We start from the raw sequence: 17,782 nt of genomic DNA, 5'->3' as shown, positions 1-17,782 counted from the left end.
AATCTCGGTGCTAATTGGCCCGTTTCGCCTGCTGCAGCCACTTGTCCAACTCATTGGCAAACTGCTGTCTATCGCGCTGGTTGAGGGTGTTCGGCCCCCCGGTCTGGATCCCGCTGGAGCGCAGGGTATCCATAAAATCACGCATGTTCAGGCGTTCACGAATGGTGTCTGGCGTATAACGCTCACCGCGAGGATTCAGGGCGATAGCGCCTTTTTCTATCACTTCGGCGGCCAGCGGGATATCCGCGGTGATCACCAGATCGCCTTTTTCACAGCGGCGCACGATTTCGTTATCCGCCACGTCAAATCCTGCAGCAACCTGCAAGGTGCGGATAAATTTCGAAGGGGGCGTGCGCAAAGGCTGATTAGCCACCAGGGTGACAGGCATCGCCGCGCGATCTGCGGCACGGAACAGCACTTCTTTGATCACGTTTGGACAGGCGTCGGCATCGACCCAAATCTGCATTATTGTTGCTCCTGTAGCCAGTCGCGCACTGGCAGAAAGTCACGGTATAGCGCGGCTTCCGGGCTGTCGGTTGCAGGCTGGAAGTTATATTCCCAACGCACCAAAGGCGGCATCGACATCAGGATCGATTCGGTGCGGCCCCCAGTTTGCAGGCCGAACAGCGTACCGCGATCCCACACCAGATTAAACTCGACATAGCGGCCACGGCGATAGAGCTGAAACTGGCGTTCGTTGTCGCCCCAAGGCAGTGCTTTACGTCTTTCCACGATCGGGAGATAGGCCTCCAGGAAACCTTCACCTACCGCCCGGGTAAACGCGAAACAGCTTTCGAAATCCGGGGTATTCAGATCGTCAAAGAATAGGCCGCCGATGCCGCGGGCTTCATTACGGTGTTTGATAAAGAAGTAGTCATCGCACCACTTCTTGTATTTTGGGTACACGTCGTCGCCGAAGGGAGCGCAGAGTTGTTGTGCGGTGCGGTGCCAGTGAACGGCGTCCTCGGTAAAGCCATAGAAGGGCGTTAGGTCAAAGCCACCGCCAAACCACCAAACTGGCTCTTCGCCCGGTTTTTCAGCGATAAAGAAGCGCACGTTGGCATGGCTGGTGGGTATATAGGGGCTGAGCGGATGGATCACCAGCGATACGCCCATCGCCTGAAAGCTGCGCCCGGCCAGCTCTGGACGATGCGCGGTAGCAGAGGCGGGCAGCGTGGCACCGGATACGTGGGAAAAGTTTACTCCGGCCTGTTCGAATACCGCACCGTTAGTCAGCACCCGGCTACGGCCACCGCCGCCTTCTTCACGCGTCCAGCGATCTTCCTTAAAACCGGCGCCGCCATCGGCCTGGGCCAACTGCTCACAAATCTTGTCTTGCAACGCCAGCAGGAAGGATTTTACTGCGGCAATGGTGGGTAAACTCATACGGGTTTTCGCAATGGGTAACTGGACAGGGCGGCAAGTATACCTTCTCGCCCCGTATTTTGCAGGCCTAGCGCAGCTTACGTTGGTGAACGTCGTAATATTGGAAGAAATTGATCACACCGTCGGCAATGGCGCGGGCAATTTTTTCGCGAAAGGCGGTGGTGCCTAACAGGCGCTCTTCTCCGGGGTTGGTGATAAACGAGGTTTCTACCAGCACCGAAGGAATAGAAGGGGACTTTAATACGGCAAACGCTGCCTGTTCGGTGCTTTCACTGTGCAGGCGGTGAACCGGGCGGATCTGGCCCAGCACGTGACGGCCCAGGGTCAGGCTGTTGTTGATGGTGTCGGTTTGCACCAGATCGAACAACACCTGCTGTAGATAGTTATCCTGATCTTTGTATTTGCCCCCCGCTACGTCATCGGCGGCGTTTTCCTTATTGGAGAGATAGCGCGCCATCGCGCTGCTGGCTCCGCGGTTGGAAAGGGCAAACACCGAAGCTCCGGCGGCATCCGGGCTGGTAAATCCATCGGCATGGATCGAGATAAACAGGTCGGCCTGGTGCTGGTGGGCGATCTCCACGCGCTGGAACAGCGGGATAAATTCATCCTCCTCCCGGGTCAGGCGGGCATCAACGTGCTCGTGCTCATGCAAAAAACGCCGCACGTGGTTGGCAATTTCCAGCACCACGTGTTTTTCCTGTGAGCCTTCATGGCCCACGGCACCGGAGTCGATACCGCCGTGGCCGGGATCGATCATCACCACTCTTTTGCTCCCCGTGGCCTTGGGGAGCGGTTTGCTGTGCGGTTTTGGTTGCAGCATATTGGCCTGGGAGGCTGAGGTTTTGCCCCCGAGCAGGGCCAGAGCCAGGCCGGAAAGCAGCAGTTGGCGTCGAGTCGATGAAGCGGTGAGAGGGCTGAAATTGAGGTAGGTTTTGCTCTGTTTTTTCATCACGCGCGGCTCCAACTCGATCAATCTATTTCGCGACGTTATAGCGTATTGATCCTCATTAATCGACTTGATAACTATTGCCATTTATTACCTGGCAAAACGCTGCGGCTTGAAAGACGGCAGGTATCAGTCAATAATTACGTAATAATCAGATATACCCGTCGTCTTTCACGCTGCAGCTTGAAATCCATAGGGTATTAAATAAGTTAATTAACAGTAGCGAGCAACGATGGAAATTCGCGTATTTCGGCAAGACGACTTTGAAGAAGTCATCACCCTGTGGGAGCGTTGTGACCTGTTACGGCCATGGAACGATCCCGAGATGGATATTGAACGCAAACTGAACCACGATCCGGATCTGTTTTTGGTGGCGGAAGTGGGGGGGGAGGTGGTTGGCTCGGTGATGGGCGGTTACGACGGCCACCGGGGTTCGGCGTATTACCTGGGCGTTCACCCAGACTATCGCGGGCGCGGCATTGCCAATGCGTTGATTAATCGGCTGGAGAAAAAGCTGATTGCGCGCGGCTGTCCGAAAATTCAGCTGATGGTGCGTGAAGACAACGACACCGTGATCGAAATGTATGAAAAGCTCGGCTACGAAATTCAGGCGATCACCAGTCTGGGGAAACGCCTGATCGAAGATCAAGAGTATTGATCGTCAGGGCGGTGGTTGCCACCGCCCCCAAGCCCTGGTTTAAGGCAGTTTTTTGATGTTTTTCACATCGACTTCCACGTTGTTCCAGTCCTTATCCACTTTCCCTTCCAACTGTACCTTGTCTTTTGGGGTGATGGTCTGACCGTTCCAGCGCTTTCTGTCGATCTCTACCGTCAGCGTGCCGGTGGCGTCGCGGAAGGTGTAGGTGTCATCACCCACGCGCTGTTCGATATTGCCCTGCAACATCACCCAGGTATCATCGCTCATTGATTTGACCTTATCTACCGTGGTCAGTGTGGCGCTAGGGCCGGAGAAACCACCTTGCGGGCTGGTTTGCGTTTGAGCCGGTGTCGCGTTGGGGTCGAGGAACCCGCCCTGTTGAGCGAGAACCGGTGCGCTGCATAATGCGATGAGTGTGAGTAAAGCGATCTTTTTCATCTGGATCTTCCTTATCAGTGGTCTGAATGATTTCCCGTTAGCGGGACATAACCTGATTAAACCATAAGGATCTTAAGAGCTTCTTAAGCTGGAGATTGAAAATGGTGGCCACCGTCGCCATTTGCAAGGGTAATCATAACATCGGCAAGGAAAAGTATTTGAAGGCGTCAACACACCGGTTTTCACCGGACGATTACGATCAGCACGGTATGTTACGGTTGCCGCTGTGGTTTTGGGGCGTACTGATCTTACAGGCTCGTACCTGGCTACTGTTTGTGATGGCGGGCACCTCACGCGATCAGGGTGCTGGCTTGTTACAACTGTTCTATCCAGATACTCAGCGCTTTTGGTACGGTATTGCGCTTGGGCTGCCTGCGGCGCTGGCCTTTTTGATTGCTGGCCGCCGCCAGCATTGGCCACGTCTGTGGCGTAGTTGGCGTTGGGTACTGATAGTTTCGCTGGCGGCAGCGCTGCTCGGCTCACTGTACAGCCTGTGGCAGCAAGACAGCAATGAGCCTCCGCTGGATCTCCTGCTGGCGCTGTTGGATGTGCTGGCGATGGGGTATCTGTTAATGAATCGGCGCTTGAAAGCCTGTTTTATCCCGCAGGATGAGGCGGGATAATTGTTAAAAGTTGCGGCACTTTTCCCAATTTACGCACTCCAACCTGGCAATTGATGGCGCAGCCACAGTGGTTATGAGAGGCTGCATATCGCCGATGTCTTTGATGTTAAGGAGCTATGAATGAATATTCGCCCACTGTTGTTAGGGCTACCGCTGTTGTTGACCGGTTGTTCGACCATGTCAAACTTCTCCTGGTCCAGCCTGTCGCCGTTCAACTGGTTTGGTGGCAGCATAGAGGTTAGCGCTAAAGGCGTCGGTGATGTGGGGGCCGGTACCCCCATGACGGAAGCGGCGATTGGCAAGGGGCTGAATAACAACTACCGCATACGTGGCGGGATGGCGACCAACCAAGGGCAGATCGTTTCCTACTTCCAGGCATTGGACGGCGATGACGTGAAGCTGGTGATCACCGGGGAGCCTAAGGGCCACGTGCAGCGCGTTGACGTGATGGACGCCAAGATCGCCACCGAATGGGGCAGCAAGCTGGGTACGCCGTTTAGCGAACTGTTCAGCAAGGCCTATGGTGCCTGTAAACCTGCCGAAGGCGAGGATGTTGGCAAGGTCGAGTGCGTGGCGCAGCAAAGCCGCAATGTCAGCTATATCTTCAGTGGTAAATGGGCTGGCCCACAGGATTTGATCCCACCGGACGATACTCTGCAGAGCTGGACGGTGAGTAAGATCGTCTGGCATGCCAAAGCACAATAATTCTCATTGCGGGCGCACCTTGCGATGTGCCTGCCTCGTTTGGCGTTAAATCCCTATTTTCTTTGCGTTCGGGCAAGGCAATCAGCCTGCTGTGCGTTATGATATTGCGCGTTTATAACAGGGCAACCTGTTACCCGATTCAGGTCTTGAGGAAATCAACATGACACAGGTTCAGAGCGGCATCCTGCTGGAACACTGCCGTTTTGGTATTTTTATGGAAGCTATGGTACAGGGCGAATTCGTCGATCTGCGCCAAGGTTGCAAACAGTTTTGTCAGGTGCTCGGCGAGTTGCAGCAACAGTTTCCAGATGCCCACTTAGGTGCGGTTATCGCTTTTGGCTCCGACGTTTGGCATGACCTTTCCAATGGCCAGGGGGCCAAAGAGCTGAAGCCTTTCGCGCCGCTGGGCAAGGGGCTGGCACCGGCCACCCAACGCGATATGCTGATCCATATTCAATCGCTGCGTCATGACGTTAACTTCACCCTGGCGCAGGCCGCCCTGGCCGCGTTTGGTAACACCATTCGTATTGAAGAAGAAACGCACGGTTTCCGCTGGGTAGAAGAGCGCGATCTGAGCGGCTTTATCGACGGTACCGAAAATCCGCAGGGCGAACAACGCCCGGAAGTCGCGGTGATTGGCGCTGGCGAAGAAGACGAAGGTGGCAGCTACGTGCTGGTACAGCGTTACGAGCACAACCTGCGCCAGTGGCAGCGTTTCACTACCGAACAGCAGGAACAGATCATTGGCCGTACCAAACAAGACAGTGAAGAACTGCCGCCGGATCAACGGCCAGATACCTCTCACGTCAGCCGTGTCGATCTGAAAGAAGACGGCAAAGGGCTGAAAATTTTGCGCCAGAGCCTGCCTTATGGCACCGCCAGCGGCAAACATGGCCTGTATTTCATCGCCTATTGCGCGCGCCTGCACAACATCGAACAGCAGCTGTTAAGCATGTTCGGTGAGCTGGACGGCAAACACGACGCGATGCTGCGTTTCAGCCGCGCGGTGACCGGGAGCTACTACTTCGCACCTTCGCTGACGCGCCTGATGTCGCTTTGATGTAATTGGCTTTTATGTAGGGGTATAGCACGCTGTTAAACGGGCGCAGCAAGCGGCGCCCCTACAATAAATTCATCAACATTGTCATTCTCTGGGCCAGTTCCTCTGGCTCCGGGCTTTCCCTCCCTCTGCGGTGAACCGCTCCCCTCCTGCCTTATAGCGTTTGATGCTTGAAAATCACTAAACGGTATATAAAAGCGTTACAGGTCTGCATCAAGTTATAAATACACTGGTCAATATCAGGGCATCAGCCCGGCGGTAAGACTCAGTGATAAGGTGCAGAATGAAACATTCCCGGGTTAAAAATACGCTGTTGAAAGGGTGGCTGGTGGCGGCATTGTTAGCCAGCGGTACGGTTTCGGCGGCAGAATTGCTCAACAGCTCCTATGACGTCTCCCGCGAACTGTTTGCCGCGCTGAACCCTGGCTTTGAAAAGCAGTGGGATCAGCAGCATCCGAACGACAAACTGACCATCAAACAGTCCCACGCAGGTTCTTCCAAACAGGCGTTGGCGATCTTGCAGGGTCTGCGTGCCGATGTGGTCACCTATAACCAGGTCAGTGACGTGCAAATCCTGCACGATCGCGGCCAACTGATCCCGGCAGATTGGCAGCAACGCCTGCCGAACAACAGTTCTCCATTCTATTCCACCATGGCGTTCCTGGTGCGCAAGGACAACCCGAAAGGCATCCACACCTGGAGCGATCTGGTGCGTGATGACGTGAAGCTGGTATTCCCAAACCCGAAAACCTCCGGAAATGGTCGTTATACCTATCTGGCCGCCTGGGGCGCTGCCAGCCAGGCTGATGGCAACGATCAGGCCAAGACCCGTGAGTTCATGACCCGTTTGCTGAAAAACGTGGTGGTGTTTGATACCGGTGGCCGTGGCGCAACGACGACTTTTGTCGAACGTGGCCTGGGCGACGTGCTGATCAGCTTTGAATCCGAAGTGAACAATATCCGCAAGCAGTACGGCGCAGACAAGTATGAAGTGATCGTGCCGCCGGTCGATATTCTGGCGGAGTTCCCGGTGGCCTGGGTGGACAAAAACGTCGAGAAAAACGGCACCGAGCAGGTGGCCAAAGAGTACCTGAACTATCTCTATAGTCCGGCGGCCCAGAAACTGATCACCAGCTTCTATTATCGCGTCAATGACCCGCAGGTAATGGCGGCGGCCAAGAGCCAATTCCCTGAGACCAAGCTGTTCAGCGTTGAGGATCAGTTCGGCGGCTGGCCGCAGGTGATGAGTGCCCACTTTGCGACGGGCGGAGAATTGGACCAACTGTTAGCGGCAGGGCATAAGTAATGTTTTCGATGGCCAGCAAGCGGGTATTGCCTGGGTTTACTCTCAGTCTGGGAAGCAGCCTGCTTTTCACCTGCCTGATTTTGCTGTTGCCGCTCAGCGCGCTGGTGATGCAGCTGGCGCAAATGAGTCTGGCACAGTATTGGGAGGTGATCACCAATCCGCAGGTCGTGGCTGCTTATAAGGTGACGCTGCTGGCGGCCGGAGTCGCCAGCGTTTTCAACGCGGTGTTTGGCATGCTGATGGCCTGGATCCTCACCCGTTACCAGTTCCCTGGCCGTTCCTTGCTGGATGGCCTGATGGATTTGCCGTTTGCATTGCCTACAGCGGTGGCTGGCCTGACCCTGGCGGGGCTGTTTTCTACCACCGGTTGGTACGGCCAATGGCTGGCTCATTTTGATATCAAGGTTTCCTTCACCTGGTTGGGGATTGCGGTGGCGATGGCCTTTACCAGCATTCCTTTCGTGGTGCGCACGGTGCAACCGGTACTGGAAGAGTTGGGGCCTGAATATGAAGAGGCCGCCGAAACGCTCGGGGCTACCCGCTGGCAGAGTTTCCGCCGCGTGGTGTTGCCAGAGGTTGCTCCAGCGCTGCTCGCCGGGACGGCGTTGTCGTTTACCCGCAGCCTGGGGGAATTTGGTGCGGTGATATTTATCGCTGGCAACATTGCCTGGAAAACCGAAGTGACCTCATTGATGATTTTTGTGCGCTTACAGGAGTTCGATTACCCGGCCGCTAGTGCGATTGCCTCGGTGATCCTGGCGGCGTCACTGCTGCTGCTGTTCGCCATTAACACCCTACAGAGCCGCTTTGGCCGCCGAATTGGAGGGCACTGATGGCTGATGTTACCGCCCTGAACGGCGCAGAGCGCCCACGCGTAAATTGGGGGAAATGGACGCTGATTGCCATTGGCGCGCTGTTCTCCATCCTGCTATTGGTCGTGCCGATGGTGATGATCTTTATCGAGGCATTTTCCTCCGGCGTGGGTGCCGTGTGGCATAACCTTTCGGACCCGGACATGCTGCACGCCATTTGGTTGACGGTGCTGGTGGCGCTGATCACCGTGCCGGTCAACCTGGTGTTCGGTACTTTGCTGGCCTGGCTGGTGACGCGCTTTACCTTCCCTGGCCGCCAACTGCTGCTGACGCTGTTCGACATGCCGTTTGCGGTGTCACCGGTGGTGGCGGGGCTGCTGTATCTGCTGTTTTACGGCACCAACGGCCCGATCGGTGGCTGGCTGGATGCCCATGACATTCAACTGATGTTCGCCTGGCCGGGCATGGTGCTGGTGACAATATTCGTGACCTGCCCGTTTGTGGTCCGTGAACTGGTGCCGCTGATGATGAGCCAGGGCAGCCAGGAAGACGAGGCCGCGGTGCTGTTGGGTGCTTCCGGTTGGCAGATGTTCCGCCGCGTCACCTTACCGAACATCCGTTGGGCATTGCTGTATGGCGTGGTGCTGACCAACGCCCGCGCGATTGGCGAGTTTGGCGCAGTATCGGTGGTGTCCGGCTCTATCCGTGGCGAAACCTATACCTTGCCACTGCAAGTGGAATTACTGCATCAGGATTACAACACCGCCGGGGCGTTTACCGCTGCGGCACTGTTGACCCTGATGGCGATAGTCACCCTATTTCTGAAAAGCGGACTGCAATGGCGCCTGGCGCGTCAGGATGCGCGTCTTGAGCGGGAGGAAAATCATGAGCATTGAGATTAACGGTATCAACAAGTCTTTTGGCCGTACCAAGGTATTGAACGATATCTCGCTCGATATTCCTTCCGGTGAGATGGTGGCGCTGTTAGGCCCATCCGGTTCGGGCAAGACCACCTTGCTGCGTATTATCGCCGGGCTGGAAAGCCAGAGCAGCGGTAAGCTGGGTTTCCACGGCACCGACGTCAGCCGCGTGCATGCGCGCGATCGTCGCGTCGGCTTCGTGTTCCAACACTACGCGCTGTTCCGTCATATGACGGTTTTCGACAATATCGCTTTTGGCCTGAGCGTCCTGCCACGTCGTGAGCGTCCGAATGCGGCGGCGATCAAACAGAAAGTGGAGCAGTTGCTGGAGATGGTGCAGTTGGGTCATCTGGCTAACCGCTACCCTTCACAGCTTTCCGGCGGCCAGAAGCAACGTGTCGCCTTGGCGCGCGCGCTGGCGGTGGAGCCCCAGATCCTGCTGCTGGACGAGCCGTTTGGTGCGCTGGATGCCCAGGTGCGTAAAGAACTGCGCCGCTGGCTACGTCAACTGCATGAAGAACTGAAGTTCACCAGCGTGTTCGTGACTCACGATCAGGAAGAAGCGATGGAAGTCGCCGATCGCATCGTGGTGATGAGCCAGGGGAATATCGAGCAGGTAGGTTCACCGACCGAGATCATGCGTGAACCCGCGACCCGCTTCGTGCTGGAGTTTATGGGCGAAGTTAACCGCCTGAACGGTGAAATCCGTGGTTCACAGCTGTTTGTGGGCGCTCACCAATGGCCGCTGTCGTTCCAGCCAATGCACCAAGGCAGCGTCGATCTGTTCCTGCGCCCGTGGGAAATGGAGATTGGCACCGATTGCAGCGCCCGTTGTCCTTTACCGGTACAGGTGTTGGAAGTCAGCCCGCGTGGCCACTTCTGGCAGTTGACCGTGCAGCCGATTGGTTGGCATCAGGAGCCTATCAGCGTGATTATGTCGGAAGGCCATGCTGCACCGGCGCGCGGGGACCGTTACTACGTTGGCAGCCTGAATGCCCGCCTTTATGCCGGTGAACAACTGTTACAACCGGTTGCGTTAGCGAAAAGCGCCTGATAATTTCTAACCATTCCCATTTAAGGCAACCCAGGGTTGCCTTTTTACATTATACGCAGGCAATGATTGTGACCACGCTGGAACAATGCATCGGTAATACACCGTTAGTAAAACTACAACGACTGGCCGAAGGGCTGGACAGTGAAATCTGGCTCAAGCTGGAGGGCAACAATCCGGCGGGGTCGGTCAAGGATCGGGCCGCGCTGGGGATGATCCAGCAGGCGGAACTGCGCGGTGAAATCCAGCCGGGCGATACGCTGATCGAGGCCACCAGTGGCAATACCGGCATCGCGCTGGCGATGATCTGTGCAATGAAAGGCTACACGCTGAAGCTGCTGATGCCGGAAAACATGAGCATGGAACGCCAGGCAGCGATGCGAGCTTATGGTGCCGAACTGATCCTGGTCAGCCGTGAGCAGGGGATGGAGGGGGCGCGTGACCTGGCGCTGGAGATGCAGCAGCAGGGGCAGGGCAAGGTGTTGGATCAGTTCAACAATCTGGATAACCCCTACGCGCATTTCACCACTACCGGCCCGGAAATCTGGCAGCAGACCGCCGGTCGTATCACTCATTTCGTTTCCAGCATGGGCACTACCGGCACCATTACCGGCGTTGGCGGCTACCTGAAAAGCCAAAATCCGCAGGTGAATATCATCGGTTTACAGCCTGCTGAAGGCAGCAGCATCCCGGGTATCCGCCGTTGGGCACCGGCCTACCTGCCGGGTATTTTCCGCCCGGAGCTGGTGGATCAGGTGTTGGATATGGCACAAAGCGAAGCCGAACAGACCATGCGCCAACTGGCGCAGCGGGAAGGTATTTTCTGCGGTGTCAGCTCTGGTGGAGCCGTAGCTGGGGCGTTGCGCGTTGCTGCGGCCAACCCTGGCAGCGTCATTGTCGCCATTGTCTGCGATCGCGGTGACCGCTACCTGTCTACCGGCGTATTTTCCTAGCTGAGCGATAATCGGTAGGGAGGAGCGAGACTCTCTACCTATTCCCCAACCTCTGCCCTTTATCCCCTCAAGATCGAGTATCCCCTGAGCCATAAACCCCGACTTTCATTTGTGTCGGGAGAATGTCAATGTGTAAGGATTAGGTAAAACCGGCTGCGTACAGCGACAATAGACGCGAAAATGGCGGTAAATCAGCGGAGGAATGGGCATGAAAATTTTATTGGTCGATGACGATCTGGAACTTGGCACCATGCTGAGCGAATACCTGACGGCTGAAGGATTCAACGCGTCCCTGGTGCTGACTGGCAAGGCCGGAGTGGATGGGGCGCTTTCTGGCGATTATACCGCAATGATCCTCGACATTATGCTGCCGGACATGAGCGGGATCGACGTGCTGCGCGAGGTTCGCAAAAAGAGCCGCTTGCCGATCATCATGCTGACGGCCAAGGGTGACAATATCGACCGGGTGATCGGGCTGGAGATGGGCGCCGACGACTATGTGCCCAAACCTTGTTACCCACGCGAACTGGTGGCACGCCTGCGTGCAGTGCTGCGCCGGTTTGAAGAGCAGCCGGAAGCGGTGGATAAAGTTTCAGTCCTCAGCTTTAACGAATTGACGCTCAACCCATCCACCCGCAGCAGTGCCTGGCAGGGGAAGGTATTCGATCTCACCGCCTCAGAGTTCAACTTGCTGGAGTTACTGTTGCGTTCGCCTGAACGAGTCGTGTCGAAGGATGAACTGTCAGAGAAAGGTCTGGGGCGGCCACGCGAGGCTTACGATCGCAGCGTGGACGTGCATATCAGCAATATCCGCCAGAAGCTGGGCGCGCTAACCGATAACCGATTGAGCATTGAAACCGTGCGCAGTATCGGTTACCGCATCAGGTAATGCCGATGCGTGGAAGACTGTTCTGGAAAATACTGCTCGGCTTCTGGCTGACGTTTATCATCATGACCCAGGCGCTGTGGGTGACGTTTACCTTTTATGGTAATCGCCATGAAGTCCCGGAAAACAGCATGACCTGGCGTATCGCTAATCTGCAACTGACCTCTGCGGCCTCGGTGTTGCGCAGCAGTGGGATGCCCGCGCTGAATGCAATGGTTGCCAAATGGCCTGAAACCGAACGCCGTTTCTTAAGCGTAACGCCGGCCTTAAAGCCATCGGATGATGAGCCAGGCCAAAACCCACAAACCAACCGGCCAGCGAAAATGATGGTGGAATGGGTAACAGGTGCGGATAACCAGAGCTACCTGTTGAGCTACGATCTGGAAGGACTGCGTGCCGAATATCGGCCACCCAAGCGCTGGCGCCTGCTGAACATTCCGGAGCCAATGGTGTGGGTCGGTGGGCTGGGGGGCTTGCTGTTTAGCGCTATGCTGGCCTGGAACCTTACACGCCCAATGCGTCAGCTGCGCCTCGGTTTTGAACGGGTAGCGCAGGGCGATCTGGCGGTGCGGTTGTTCCCGGCGATGCGGCGGCGGCATGACGAGCTTTCTGAGGTGGCTCGTGACTTTGACAGCATGGCCGAGCGGCTGGAGGTGCTGGTCAGTGCCCGTGAACAATTGCTGCATGATGTTTCCCATGAGTTGCGTTCGCCATTGGCCCGCTTGCAGCTAGCCATCGGCCTGGGGCGGCAAAATCCGGAGAACGTGGAGAACTCGTTGCAGCGTATCAAGCACGAAGCCGGGCGGCTGGACAAGATGATTGGCGAACTGCTGGCGCTGTCACGTACCGAGAACAACGGCCTGTCGGATGATGAAGAGTATTTCGATCTCTTTGGGCTGGTGGAGGCGGTGGTTAACGATGCGCGCTACGAGGCGCAAATACCCGGTGTAGAGATCGTGTTGCAGGCCAGTTCCGACGAGGAATACACCGTAAAAGGTAATGCCGAACTGATGCGCCGGGCGGTTGAGAACATTGTGCGCAATGCCCTGCGCTTTTCCAGCCATGGCCAGCGGGTGACCGTGGTGCTGACGCGTATCGACCAACTGTTCCAGATCCAGGTTAGCGATCAGGGGCCGGGCGTGGAAGAGTCGAAGCTGTCCAGCATCTTTGATCCTTTCGTCCGGGTAAAATCGGCGATGTCTGGCAAGGGCTATGGCCTGGGTTTGGCGATCACGCGCAAAGTGGTGCTGGCCCATGGTGGGCAGGTTGAGGCACACAATGGCGAACAGGGTGGTTTGGTGATCACGCTGCGGGTACCGCGCTGGCCAACTTAACGATAATGCTGCTTGTCCAGATCGTACTTTTTCATCCGCAGGTAGAGCTTTTTACGCGGGATCTGTAAATACTCGGACACCTCATTAATCCGCCCCTGATGCAGGTTCAACGCCTCGGTAATGATCTGGCGCTCATAGTCTTCGATACGCTGATCCAGCGGAGCGGGATCGGATCCGTGCAACAGCGGATTGGCGGTCTCTGCCAGTGGCATCACCCCGACGGCAAACAGCTCTGCGGCATTGGCCAGCTCGCGCACGTTATTTGGCCATACCCTTTTGACCAAACGCTTAATCAACTCGGCTGGCAGATCCGGCAACGGATGGTTAAGGCGCAGGCAGGCCTGTTCCAGGTAGTGGCGGAATAACGGCTCTATATCGTCGGGGCGCAGAGAAAGCGGCAGGCAGGCGATTTGGGTCATGGCAAAGCAGTAATAGAAATCGGGCAGGAGGGTATGCCCGGCGGCCAGTTCCACCAACGGTGAAGTCCCAATGCCGATCAGCCGGAAGGGCAGTGGGTCTTGCCCTTGGAGCTGGATCAGCCGCGCCTGCTGGGTGATAGACAAGTGTTCGAGGTGGCGTAAAATCAGCGTCCCGCCGCTTACCTGCTCAATCCATTGTTCTAACGGTGCCTCACCCCCCGGCGTCAATTCACCCACGATCAACGGCTGTTCGCTGCGATGGCTCATGCGGTGTAAATAACGGGCTGCCAACGTCCTGCCGACCCCTAACTCCCCTTGCAGGTAAACCGCCAAATCGGTTTCGGCCACCTGCTGCAAACGCACCCGTAGCTGCTTTATCCACTCACTACGGCCAATCAGATTGCTCTGCAGCTGTTCTTGCTGCCAACGACGACGGGCAATGTAAGAACGTCTCTGGGCCAGCGCGGTGGCGACCTGTTCGAGTAGCTGGGCCGGGTTGACCGGTTTTTGCAGGAAGTCCCAGGCCCCTTTTTTCACTGCTTCAACCGCCATCGGCACATCGCCATGGCCAGTGATCAACAATACCGGCAAACAGGCATCGTGAGCGAGCAGTAGCGCCATCAGCTCAATCCCGGAACAGCCAGGCATACAGACATCGCTGATAACGATCCCTGGCCACTCCTCACCGAGCATTTCCTGTGCCTTAAGCGGGTTACTACAGGCCTGAACCTGATAGCCTGCCTGGCTGAGCAGCATGGTATAGGCATCAAGGACGTCGGCATCGTCGTCGATTAACAGAATTTGCGATTGTTGGCTTAACATGGTTGATCCACCGGTTGAAACTGTAAAACGACGCAGGCGTTTTGCGTCAGCGTAGAGGCCAGATGCAGGCTACCGCCCATTTGCTGCATCAGCGAAAGAGAGATGGACAGGCCAATCCCCAAGCCCACCGATTTGCTGGTGGTAAAAGGTTTGAGTAACGATTCAGCCCGCGCCAGCGGCCAGCCAGGCCCATTATCCCACAGCATGATCTGCCAACTGGACGCCTGGCGTTGCCAGCTTATCTGCAATAGTGGCCGCTCCTGGCAGGCATCCAGCGCGTTGCTCATCAGATTGACCAACACCTGCTGAATGCGCACCTCATCACCTAACACGTTTGGCGCACCTTCCGGTAGCCGCAGTTCCCCGTGCAGCGGTTGGTGGCGAAGAGTCAGCAACTCCCAGGCGGCGATTAATGACAGGCGCAAATCAACGGGCTGAGAGGGGCTATCCTGCTCTGTTCGCCGGGTAAATTGCCGCAGCATGCGGATGATGGCATCCATGCGGCCAATCAGACCGTCGGCCTTGGTCAGGGCCAACGTGGCCGCCTCTGGCTGTTGTTTCTCCACCGCATGGCGAGCGGTAAACAGGTACATCGATAGGGCGTTCAGCGGTTGGTTGATTTCATGAGCCAGAGTGGTCATGGTCTGCCCAACCACGGCCAGTTTGGCGGCCTGTACCAGCTCATCCTGCGTGGCACGCAAATGCAGCTCAATGCCCTTGCGCTCGGTAATTTCCTGCTCCAGCCGGGATTTTTGCTGGTTCAACTGGCCTAGGGTGCGCCGCAACAGACGTGCGATGCGGCCCAGTTCATCGCCACCGTAAACCGGGATCGCCGCGTTGGTTTCCCCGAGGCCGATACGCACCACCACCTGGTTCAGCTGGGTAAAACGCTTGACCAGGCGGGAACGGATAAAGTAGTGATTGAGCAAATACACCAATAACATCGCCAGCAGGGTGGCGATCACAATTAGCCTGCCGCTGACGCGGATGATCTGCTCCAGGCGGTGGTTAAAGGTCTGCATCTGCTGGTGGCTGTTGCTCAGTTGCGATTCCAACTGCGTGCGAAAGCGGGCAAGCGTGGCCTCCTTGGCCTGAGTGGCCAGCGTAAGTGCCTGTTGCGCCTGATGATAGTTTTTCATCGCCGCGGGCATACTGTTATCGGCAATGCCAGTCTCCAGTAGTTCGTCGATGGTTTGCCGCAGCGTGATGGTGCTGGGATGATCCTGTAACCCCTGCATATTTTCGTTCGCCGTTTTTTGCAGATAGGCGAGGTAACGCACATGCTCGGCAACCGAAATGGGCTCTTCACCGCCGGATTGCAGCTCGTTGAGGCGATCGCGCAGGGCATCGGCGATCTGGTTCTCGATGCGTGCGAGGGCATAGACTTGCTGCTGCTCGCTCTGTACCTCGCGCAAACTGGCCTGCAAGCGGGGGAGCGCCTTGCCAGAGCCTGTCTCCATCTGATCGAGCAAAGCCCCCTGTTGCCAACTGAAATCCTGTACCAGCGAATTCAGCTCGGTGGTGAAGTCATCATGTAACCAACTGATGCGCGCGGCGATCTCATTGACCTTTTCCCTGGCGATAAACATGTTGTACAGCGCGTTGTCCAATCGGCCCAACAGCTGGCGGCTTTCTGCCAGCGTCGCCTGAATTTGCTGACGTTCAGGGTTATCCAACTGCATGCTGGCCTGCTCGATTTGCTCCAAATGACCGACGATCTGATTTCTTAACTGCAGGCGGGCATTGGTATTGGCGGCTTGCAAAAACTCGTTGAGCTGATCGACCAGCGTGTTCAGATTGCTTTCGATCACGAACGAAGATTGGATGCGTGGAAAGTAATCATCCAGCGCATAGCGGACCTGCGAGCTTTGCTCATGCCAGGAGTATAGGCTGACCCCGCTGACGGTAAGCGTCAGCAGCGCGCCGGTGAGAAAGGCTCCCCGCAGGCAGGCGCTGATGGTCAGGCGTTTGAAGAAGCGCGGCAATAAACGGCTCATTTTAACTCTTCCAGCGCCTTGATGGCCTTTCTCTGCTGCTGCTGAAAGAACAGCTGCCATTCCATGACCTGCTGCTCGCTCTCGCTACGTGCCGCAAACTGTTTAAGGTACTGAGGATCTTCGCTTTGGGCCTGGGTGACAGGAATGGCGGTCAACAAGGCGCGGATTTCCGGCAAAGGCCGTTTGAGGCGGCTTTCAGCGCCATGCAACGCTTTCCAGGCGTCCTTGAGCTGAGACAGGCGGAAGCTGATGGCCGTATCAAACAGCTTTTGCACCAGGCGCTGACGTTGCAAAACCAGGGAGTAATTCAGCGGCGGCCGCTGTAACAGCTTTTGTTGCTGCGCGAAGCGTGGGTTATCTGCTGGCAGCGGAACCACCGGGTATTTTCCCGTGCTGGTATCGGCCAGGACCCGCTGCCCCTGCGGGCTGAGCAGAAACTGTATAAAGCGCCGGGCCTCAGCGGGATAATGGCTGTTGCTCGTTACGGCAATATAGGTGGGGGAGGCCGCGGCCTGAGGGAAATAATGGAAGGCCAGATGCGGATCGTCGAGCAGTAGATTAGCGTAGTTATCGATAATCGGCCCAACGGAACCCAGGCCGCTTTTGACTTTATCTGCCACGCCAAAGCTGCGTGAAGAGATGGTGATCAGGTTACCGGCCGCCGATAGCATCGTTTGCCAGCCAGATTGCCACCCCCGCTGTTGTAACAGAGACTCCACCATCAGGTGGCTGGTATCCGAGCGGGAAGGGCTGCTCATCAGCAGGGCCCCCTGGTAGCGGGCATCTGTCAGATCGTCCCAATCGTCTGGCAGCGGCAGCCGTTTCTCTGCCAGATTGGAGCGGTTGATTAGCAGGCCAAAGCCCGAAATGGCCACCGCCACGGCGGTATTCCGGATAGGCTCGGGTACCAGCCACTGTGATTGTTGCGGAGCACCTTCATAGTTTGCCAGGCGCTGATGCTGTTGCAGGTGCTGGAGCAGCATGGGGGAAGAGGTCAGTACCAGATCGACGTTGTCGCTGCCGGTGCTGTCGAGCAGTTGTTCCAGGGAAGTGCTGGTGCGGTTCAGCGTGCGGATGACCACCGACTGAGGCTGGCCTTGCCAACGGCTGATGAGGTAGGCGGTTGCCTCTGGTGAAAAGGTGGTGGCCATCACCAGTTCATTTCTTTTGGCCCCGGCGACACTGGATAACAGCCAGCAGGCCATTGCCGTAAAAATGAGCGTTGCACGCATAATAAAACTCTCCCTCGACCTCATCGTTTGTGATCTTATTCATAAAATCGCAATGACGATAAAAATAACCCGCAAAACATTTGGGACAAAAATATTTTCGTGAACCAATAGGATTTAGCCGGGACTATAACGTTGATGAAGCCAGGATATTACCATTGATAGACCATCAATACTGTTAACACCTTCAAAAACATCGCCACTGGTGGGCTGGCTTGGTGTGCAATCGCAGTGCTG

At 56.4% G+C, this 17,782-nt stretch carries 18 protein-coding genes; 11 read left to right on the top strand and 7 right to left on the bottom strand.

The window, feature by feature from the left end; genetic code table 11:
- Window positions 1–10 precede the first annotated feature (10 nt).
- From IMQ33_RS09355 to amiA, 3 genes are all read right to left on the bottom strand, one after another.
- Window positions 11–466 carry a YaiI/YqxD family protein gene (locus IMQ33_RS09355; RefSeq protein ID WP_024527105.1) on the bottom strand — a complete coding sequence of 152 codons (456 nt, stop codon included), beginning with the start codon at window positions 464–466 and terminating at the stop codon, window positions 11–13.
- The gene (hemF, locus tag IMQ33_RS09350) at window positions 466–1,386 is read right to left on the bottom strand and encodes an oxygen-dependent coproporphyrinogen oxidase (RefSeq protein ID WP_065682982.1); all 921 of its coding nucleotides are present in this window, start codon (window positions 1,384–1,386) and stop codon (window positions 466–468) included. The genes IMQ33_RS09355 and hemF overlap by 1 nt, the downstream gene beginning before the upstream one ends.
- Before the next feature lie 67 nt (window positions 1,387–1,453).
- The gene (gene amiA, locus IMQ33_RS09345) at window positions 1,454–2,335 is read right to left on the bottom strand and encodes an N-acetylmuramoyl-L-alanine amidase AmiA (RefSeq protein ID WP_196061836.1); all 882 of its coding nucleotides are present in this window, start codon (window positions 2,333–2,335) and stop codon (window positions 1,454–1,456) included.
- A 229-nt stretch (window positions 2,336–2,564) separates the two neighbouring features.
- Between amiA and IMQ33_RS09340 the strand changes: the two genes are divergently transcribed.
- Window positions 2,565–2,990 (top strand): GNAT family acetyltransferase, encoded by a 426-nt coding sequence (locus IMQ33_RS09340; protein ID WP_024527108.1) that lies wholly within the window; start codon window positions 2,565–2,567, stop codon window positions 2,988–2,990.
- 39 nt (window positions 2,991–3,029) lie between these two features.
- On the opposite strand, the gene IMQ33_RS09335 is transcribed toward IMQ33_RS09340, so the two are convergent.
- Window positions 3,030–3,428 carry a YgiW/YdeI family stress tolerance OB fold protein gene (locus IMQ33_RS09335; RefSeq protein WP_024527109.1) on the bottom strand — a complete coding sequence of 133 codons (399 nt, stop codon included), beginning with the start codon at window positions 3,426–3,428 and terminating at the stop codon, window positions 3,030–3,032.
- Window positions 3,429–3,586: 158 nt separating this feature from the next.
- On the opposite strand from IMQ33_RS09335, the gene IMQ33_RS09330 reads away from it, so the two are divergent.
- The 10 genes from IMQ33_RS09330 (at window position 3,587) to IMQ33_RS09285 (ending at window position 13,078) form a co-directional block, all read left to right on the top strand.
- On the top strand, window positions 3,587–4,051 hold the full coding sequence (locus tag IMQ33_RS09330; protein ID WP_024484488.1) for a DUF2919 domain-containing protein: 465 nt from the start codon (window positions 3,587–3,589) through the stop codon (window positions 4,049–4,051).
- 120 nt (window positions 4,052–4,171) lie between these two features.
- The gene (locus tag IMQ33_RS09325; protein WP_161738997.1) at window positions 4,172–4,756 is read left to right on the top strand and encodes an RpoE-regulated lipoprotein; all 585 of its coding nucleotides are present in this window, start codon (window positions 4,172–4,174) and stop codon (window positions 4,754–4,756) included.
- A 160-nt stretch (window positions 4,757–4,916) separates the two neighbouring features.
- Window positions 4,917–5,816, top strand: a complete 900-nt coding sequence (locus tag IMQ33_RS09320) for a Dyp-type peroxidase (RefSeq protein WP_024484486.1) — start codon at window positions 4,917–4,919, stop codon at window positions 5,814–5,816.
- A 283-nt stretch (window positions 5,817–6,099) separates the two neighbouring features.
- Window positions 6,100–7,122: a sulfate ABC transporter substrate-binding protein gene (locus IMQ33_RS09315; RefSeq protein WP_065682985.1), complete on the top strand. Its 1,023-nt coding sequence runs from the start codon at window positions 6,100–6,102 to the stop codon at window positions 7,120–7,122.
- Window positions 7,122–7,955, top strand: a complete 834-nt coding sequence (cysT, locus tag IMQ33_RS09310; RefSeq protein WP_021178700.1) for a sulfate/thiosulfate ABC transporter permease CysT — start codon at window positions 7,122–7,124, stop codon at window positions 7,953–7,955. Before IMQ33_RS09315 ends, cysT begins: the two co-directional genes overlap by 1 nt.
- Window positions 7,955–8,830, top strand: a complete 876-nt coding sequence (gene cysW / locus IMQ33_RS09305; RefSeq protein WP_021807067.1) for a sulfate/thiosulfate ABC transporter permease CysW — start codon at window positions 7,955–7,957, stop codon at window positions 8,828–8,830. The genes cysT and cysW overlap by 1 nt, the downstream gene beginning before the upstream one ends.
- The gene (cysA, locus tag IMQ33_RS09300; RefSeq protein WP_021178698.1) at window positions 8,820–9,908 is read left to right on the top strand and encodes a sulfate/thiosulfate ABC transporter ATP-binding protein CysA; all 1,089 of its coding nucleotides are present in this window, start codon (window positions 8,820–8,822) and stop codon (window positions 9,906–9,908) included. The genes cysW and cysA overlap by 11 nt, the downstream gene beginning before the upstream one ends.
- A 68-nt stretch (window positions 9,909–9,976) precedes the next feature.
- On the top strand, window positions 9,977–10,858 hold the full coding sequence (gene cysM / locus IMQ33_RS09295; protein ID WP_098931856.1) for a cysteine synthase CysM: 882 nt from the start codon (window positions 9,977–9,979) through the stop codon (window positions 10,856–10,858).
- A 208-nt stretch (window positions 10,859–11,066) separates the two neighbouring features.
- Window positions 11,067–11,747 (top strand): response regulator transcription factor, encoded by a 681-nt coding sequence (locus IMQ33_RS09290; RefSeq protein WP_065682986.1) that lies wholly within the window; start codon window positions 11,067–11,069, stop codon window positions 11,745–11,747.
- Between the two features lie 5 nt (window positions 11,748–11,752).
- Window positions 11,753–13,078: an ATP-binding protein gene (locus IMQ33_RS09285; RefSeq protein WP_196061833.1), complete on the top strand. Its 1,326-nt coding sequence runs from the start codon at window positions 11,753–11,755 to the stop codon at window positions 13,076–13,078.
- On the opposite strand, the gene IMQ33_RS09280 is transcribed toward IMQ33_RS09285, so the two are convergent.
- Genes IMQ33_RS09280 through IMQ33_RS09270 form a run of 3 tightly spaced genes read right to left on the bottom strand, consistent with a single transcriptional unit; the run spans window position 13,075 to window position 17,548 of the window.
- Window positions 13,075–14,319, bottom strand: a complete 1,245-nt coding sequence (locus tag IMQ33_RS09280) for a sigma-54 dependent transcriptional regulator (RefSeq protein ID WP_196061832.1) — start codon at window positions 14,317–14,319, stop codon at window positions 13,075–13,077. The two genes, IMQ33_RS09285 and IMQ33_RS09280, sit on opposite strands and share 4 nt — an antisense overlap.
- Window positions 14,313–16,316, bottom strand: a complete 2,004-nt coding sequence (locus tag IMQ33_RS09275) for an ATP-binding protein (RefSeq protein ID WP_098930240.1) — start codon at window positions 16,314–16,316, stop codon at window positions 14,313–14,315. The genes IMQ33_RS09280 and IMQ33_RS09275 overlap by 7 nt, the downstream gene beginning before the upstream one ends.
- Window positions 16,313–17,548 carry an ABC transporter substrate-binding protein gene (locus IMQ33_RS09270; RefSeq protein ID WP_304621665.1) on the bottom strand — a complete coding sequence of 412 codons (1,236 nt, stop codon included), beginning with the start codon at window positions 17,546–17,548 and terminating at the stop codon, window positions 16,313–16,315. Before IMQ33_RS09270 ends, IMQ33_RS09275 begins: the two co-directional genes overlap by 4 nt.
- Window positions 17,549–17,782 lie beyond the last annotated feature (234 nt).

The organism is Serratia sp. Res13-Sevr-LER1-36-b, from assembly GCF_015673035.1.
Classification (GTDB): Bacteria; Pseudomonadota; Gammaproteobacteria; order Enterobacterales; family Enterobacteriaceae; genus Chania; species Chania fonticola_C.
This window is presented reverse-complemented; position numbering and strand designations above follow the sequence as displayed.

What these genes read in the sequence shown, in the direction of transcription:
- IMQ33_RS09355 (WP_024527105.1), bottom strand. Translation starts at nt 466, where the DNA reads ATGCAGATTTGGGTCGATGCCGACGCCTGTCCAAACGTGATCAAAGAA.
- hemF (WP_065682982.1), bottom strand. Translation starts at nt 1,386, where the DNA reads ATGAGTTTACCCACCATTGCCGCAGTAAAATCCTTCCTGCTGGCGTTG.
- amiA (WP_196061836.1), bottom strand. Translation starts at nt 2,335, where the DNA reads ATGAAAAAACAGAGCAAAACCTACCTCAATTTCAGCCCTCTCACCGCT.
- IMQ33_RS09340 (WP_024527108.1), top strand. Translation starts at nt 2,565, where the DNA reads ATGGAAATTCGCGTATTTCGGCAAGACGACTTTGAAGAAGTCATCACC.
- IMQ33_RS09335 (WP_024527109.1), bottom strand. Translation starts at nt 3,428, where the DNA reads ATGAAAAAGATCGCTTTACTCACACTCATCGCATTATGCAGCGCACCG.
- IMQ33_RS09325 (WP_161738997.1), top strand. Translation starts at nt 4,172, where the DNA reads ATGAATATTCGCCCACTGTTGTTAGGGCTACCGCTGTTGTTGACCGGT.
- IMQ33_RS09320 (WP_024484486.1), top strand. Translation starts at nt 4,917, where the DNA reads ATGACACAGGTTCAGAGCGGCATCCTGCTGGAACACTGCCGTTTTGGT.
- IMQ33_RS09315 (WP_065682985.1), top strand. Translation starts at nt 6,100, where the DNA reads ATGAAACATTCCCGGGTTAAAAATACGCTGTTGAAAGGGTGGCTGGTG.
- cysT (WP_021178700.1), top strand. Translation starts at nt 7,122, where the DNA reads ATGTTTTCGATGGCCAGCAAGCGGGTATTGCCTGGGTTTACTCTCAGT.
- cysW (WP_021807067.1), top strand. Translation starts at nt 7,955, where the DNA reads ATGGCTGATGTTACCGCCCTGAACGGCGCAGAGCGCCCACGCGTAAAT.
- cysA (WP_021178698.1), top strand. Translation starts at nt 8,820, where the DNA reads ATGAGCATTGAGATTAACGGTATCAACAAGTCTTTTGGCCGTACCAAG.
- IMQ33_RS09290 (WP_065682986.1), top strand. Translation starts at nt 11,067, where the DNA reads ATGAAAATTTTATTGGTCGATGACGATCTGGAACTTGGCACCATGCTG.
- IMQ33_RS09285 (WP_196061833.1), top strand. Translation starts at nt 11,753, where the DNA reads ATGCGTGGAAGACTGTTCTGGAAAATACTGCTCGGCTTCTGGCTGACG.
- IMQ33_RS09280 (WP_196061832.1), bottom strand. Translation starts at nt 14,319, where the DNA reads ATGTTAAGCCAACAATCGCAAATTCTGTTAATCGACGACGATGCCGAC.
- IMQ33_RS09275 (WP_098930240.1), bottom strand. Translation starts at nt 16,316, where the DNA reads ATGAGCCGTTTATTGCCGCGCTTCTTCAAACGCCTGACCATCAGCGCC.
- IMQ33_RS09270 (WP_304621665.1), bottom strand. Translation starts at nt 17,548, where the DNA reads ATGCGTGCAACGCTCATTTTTACGGCAATGGCCTGCTGGCTGTTATCC.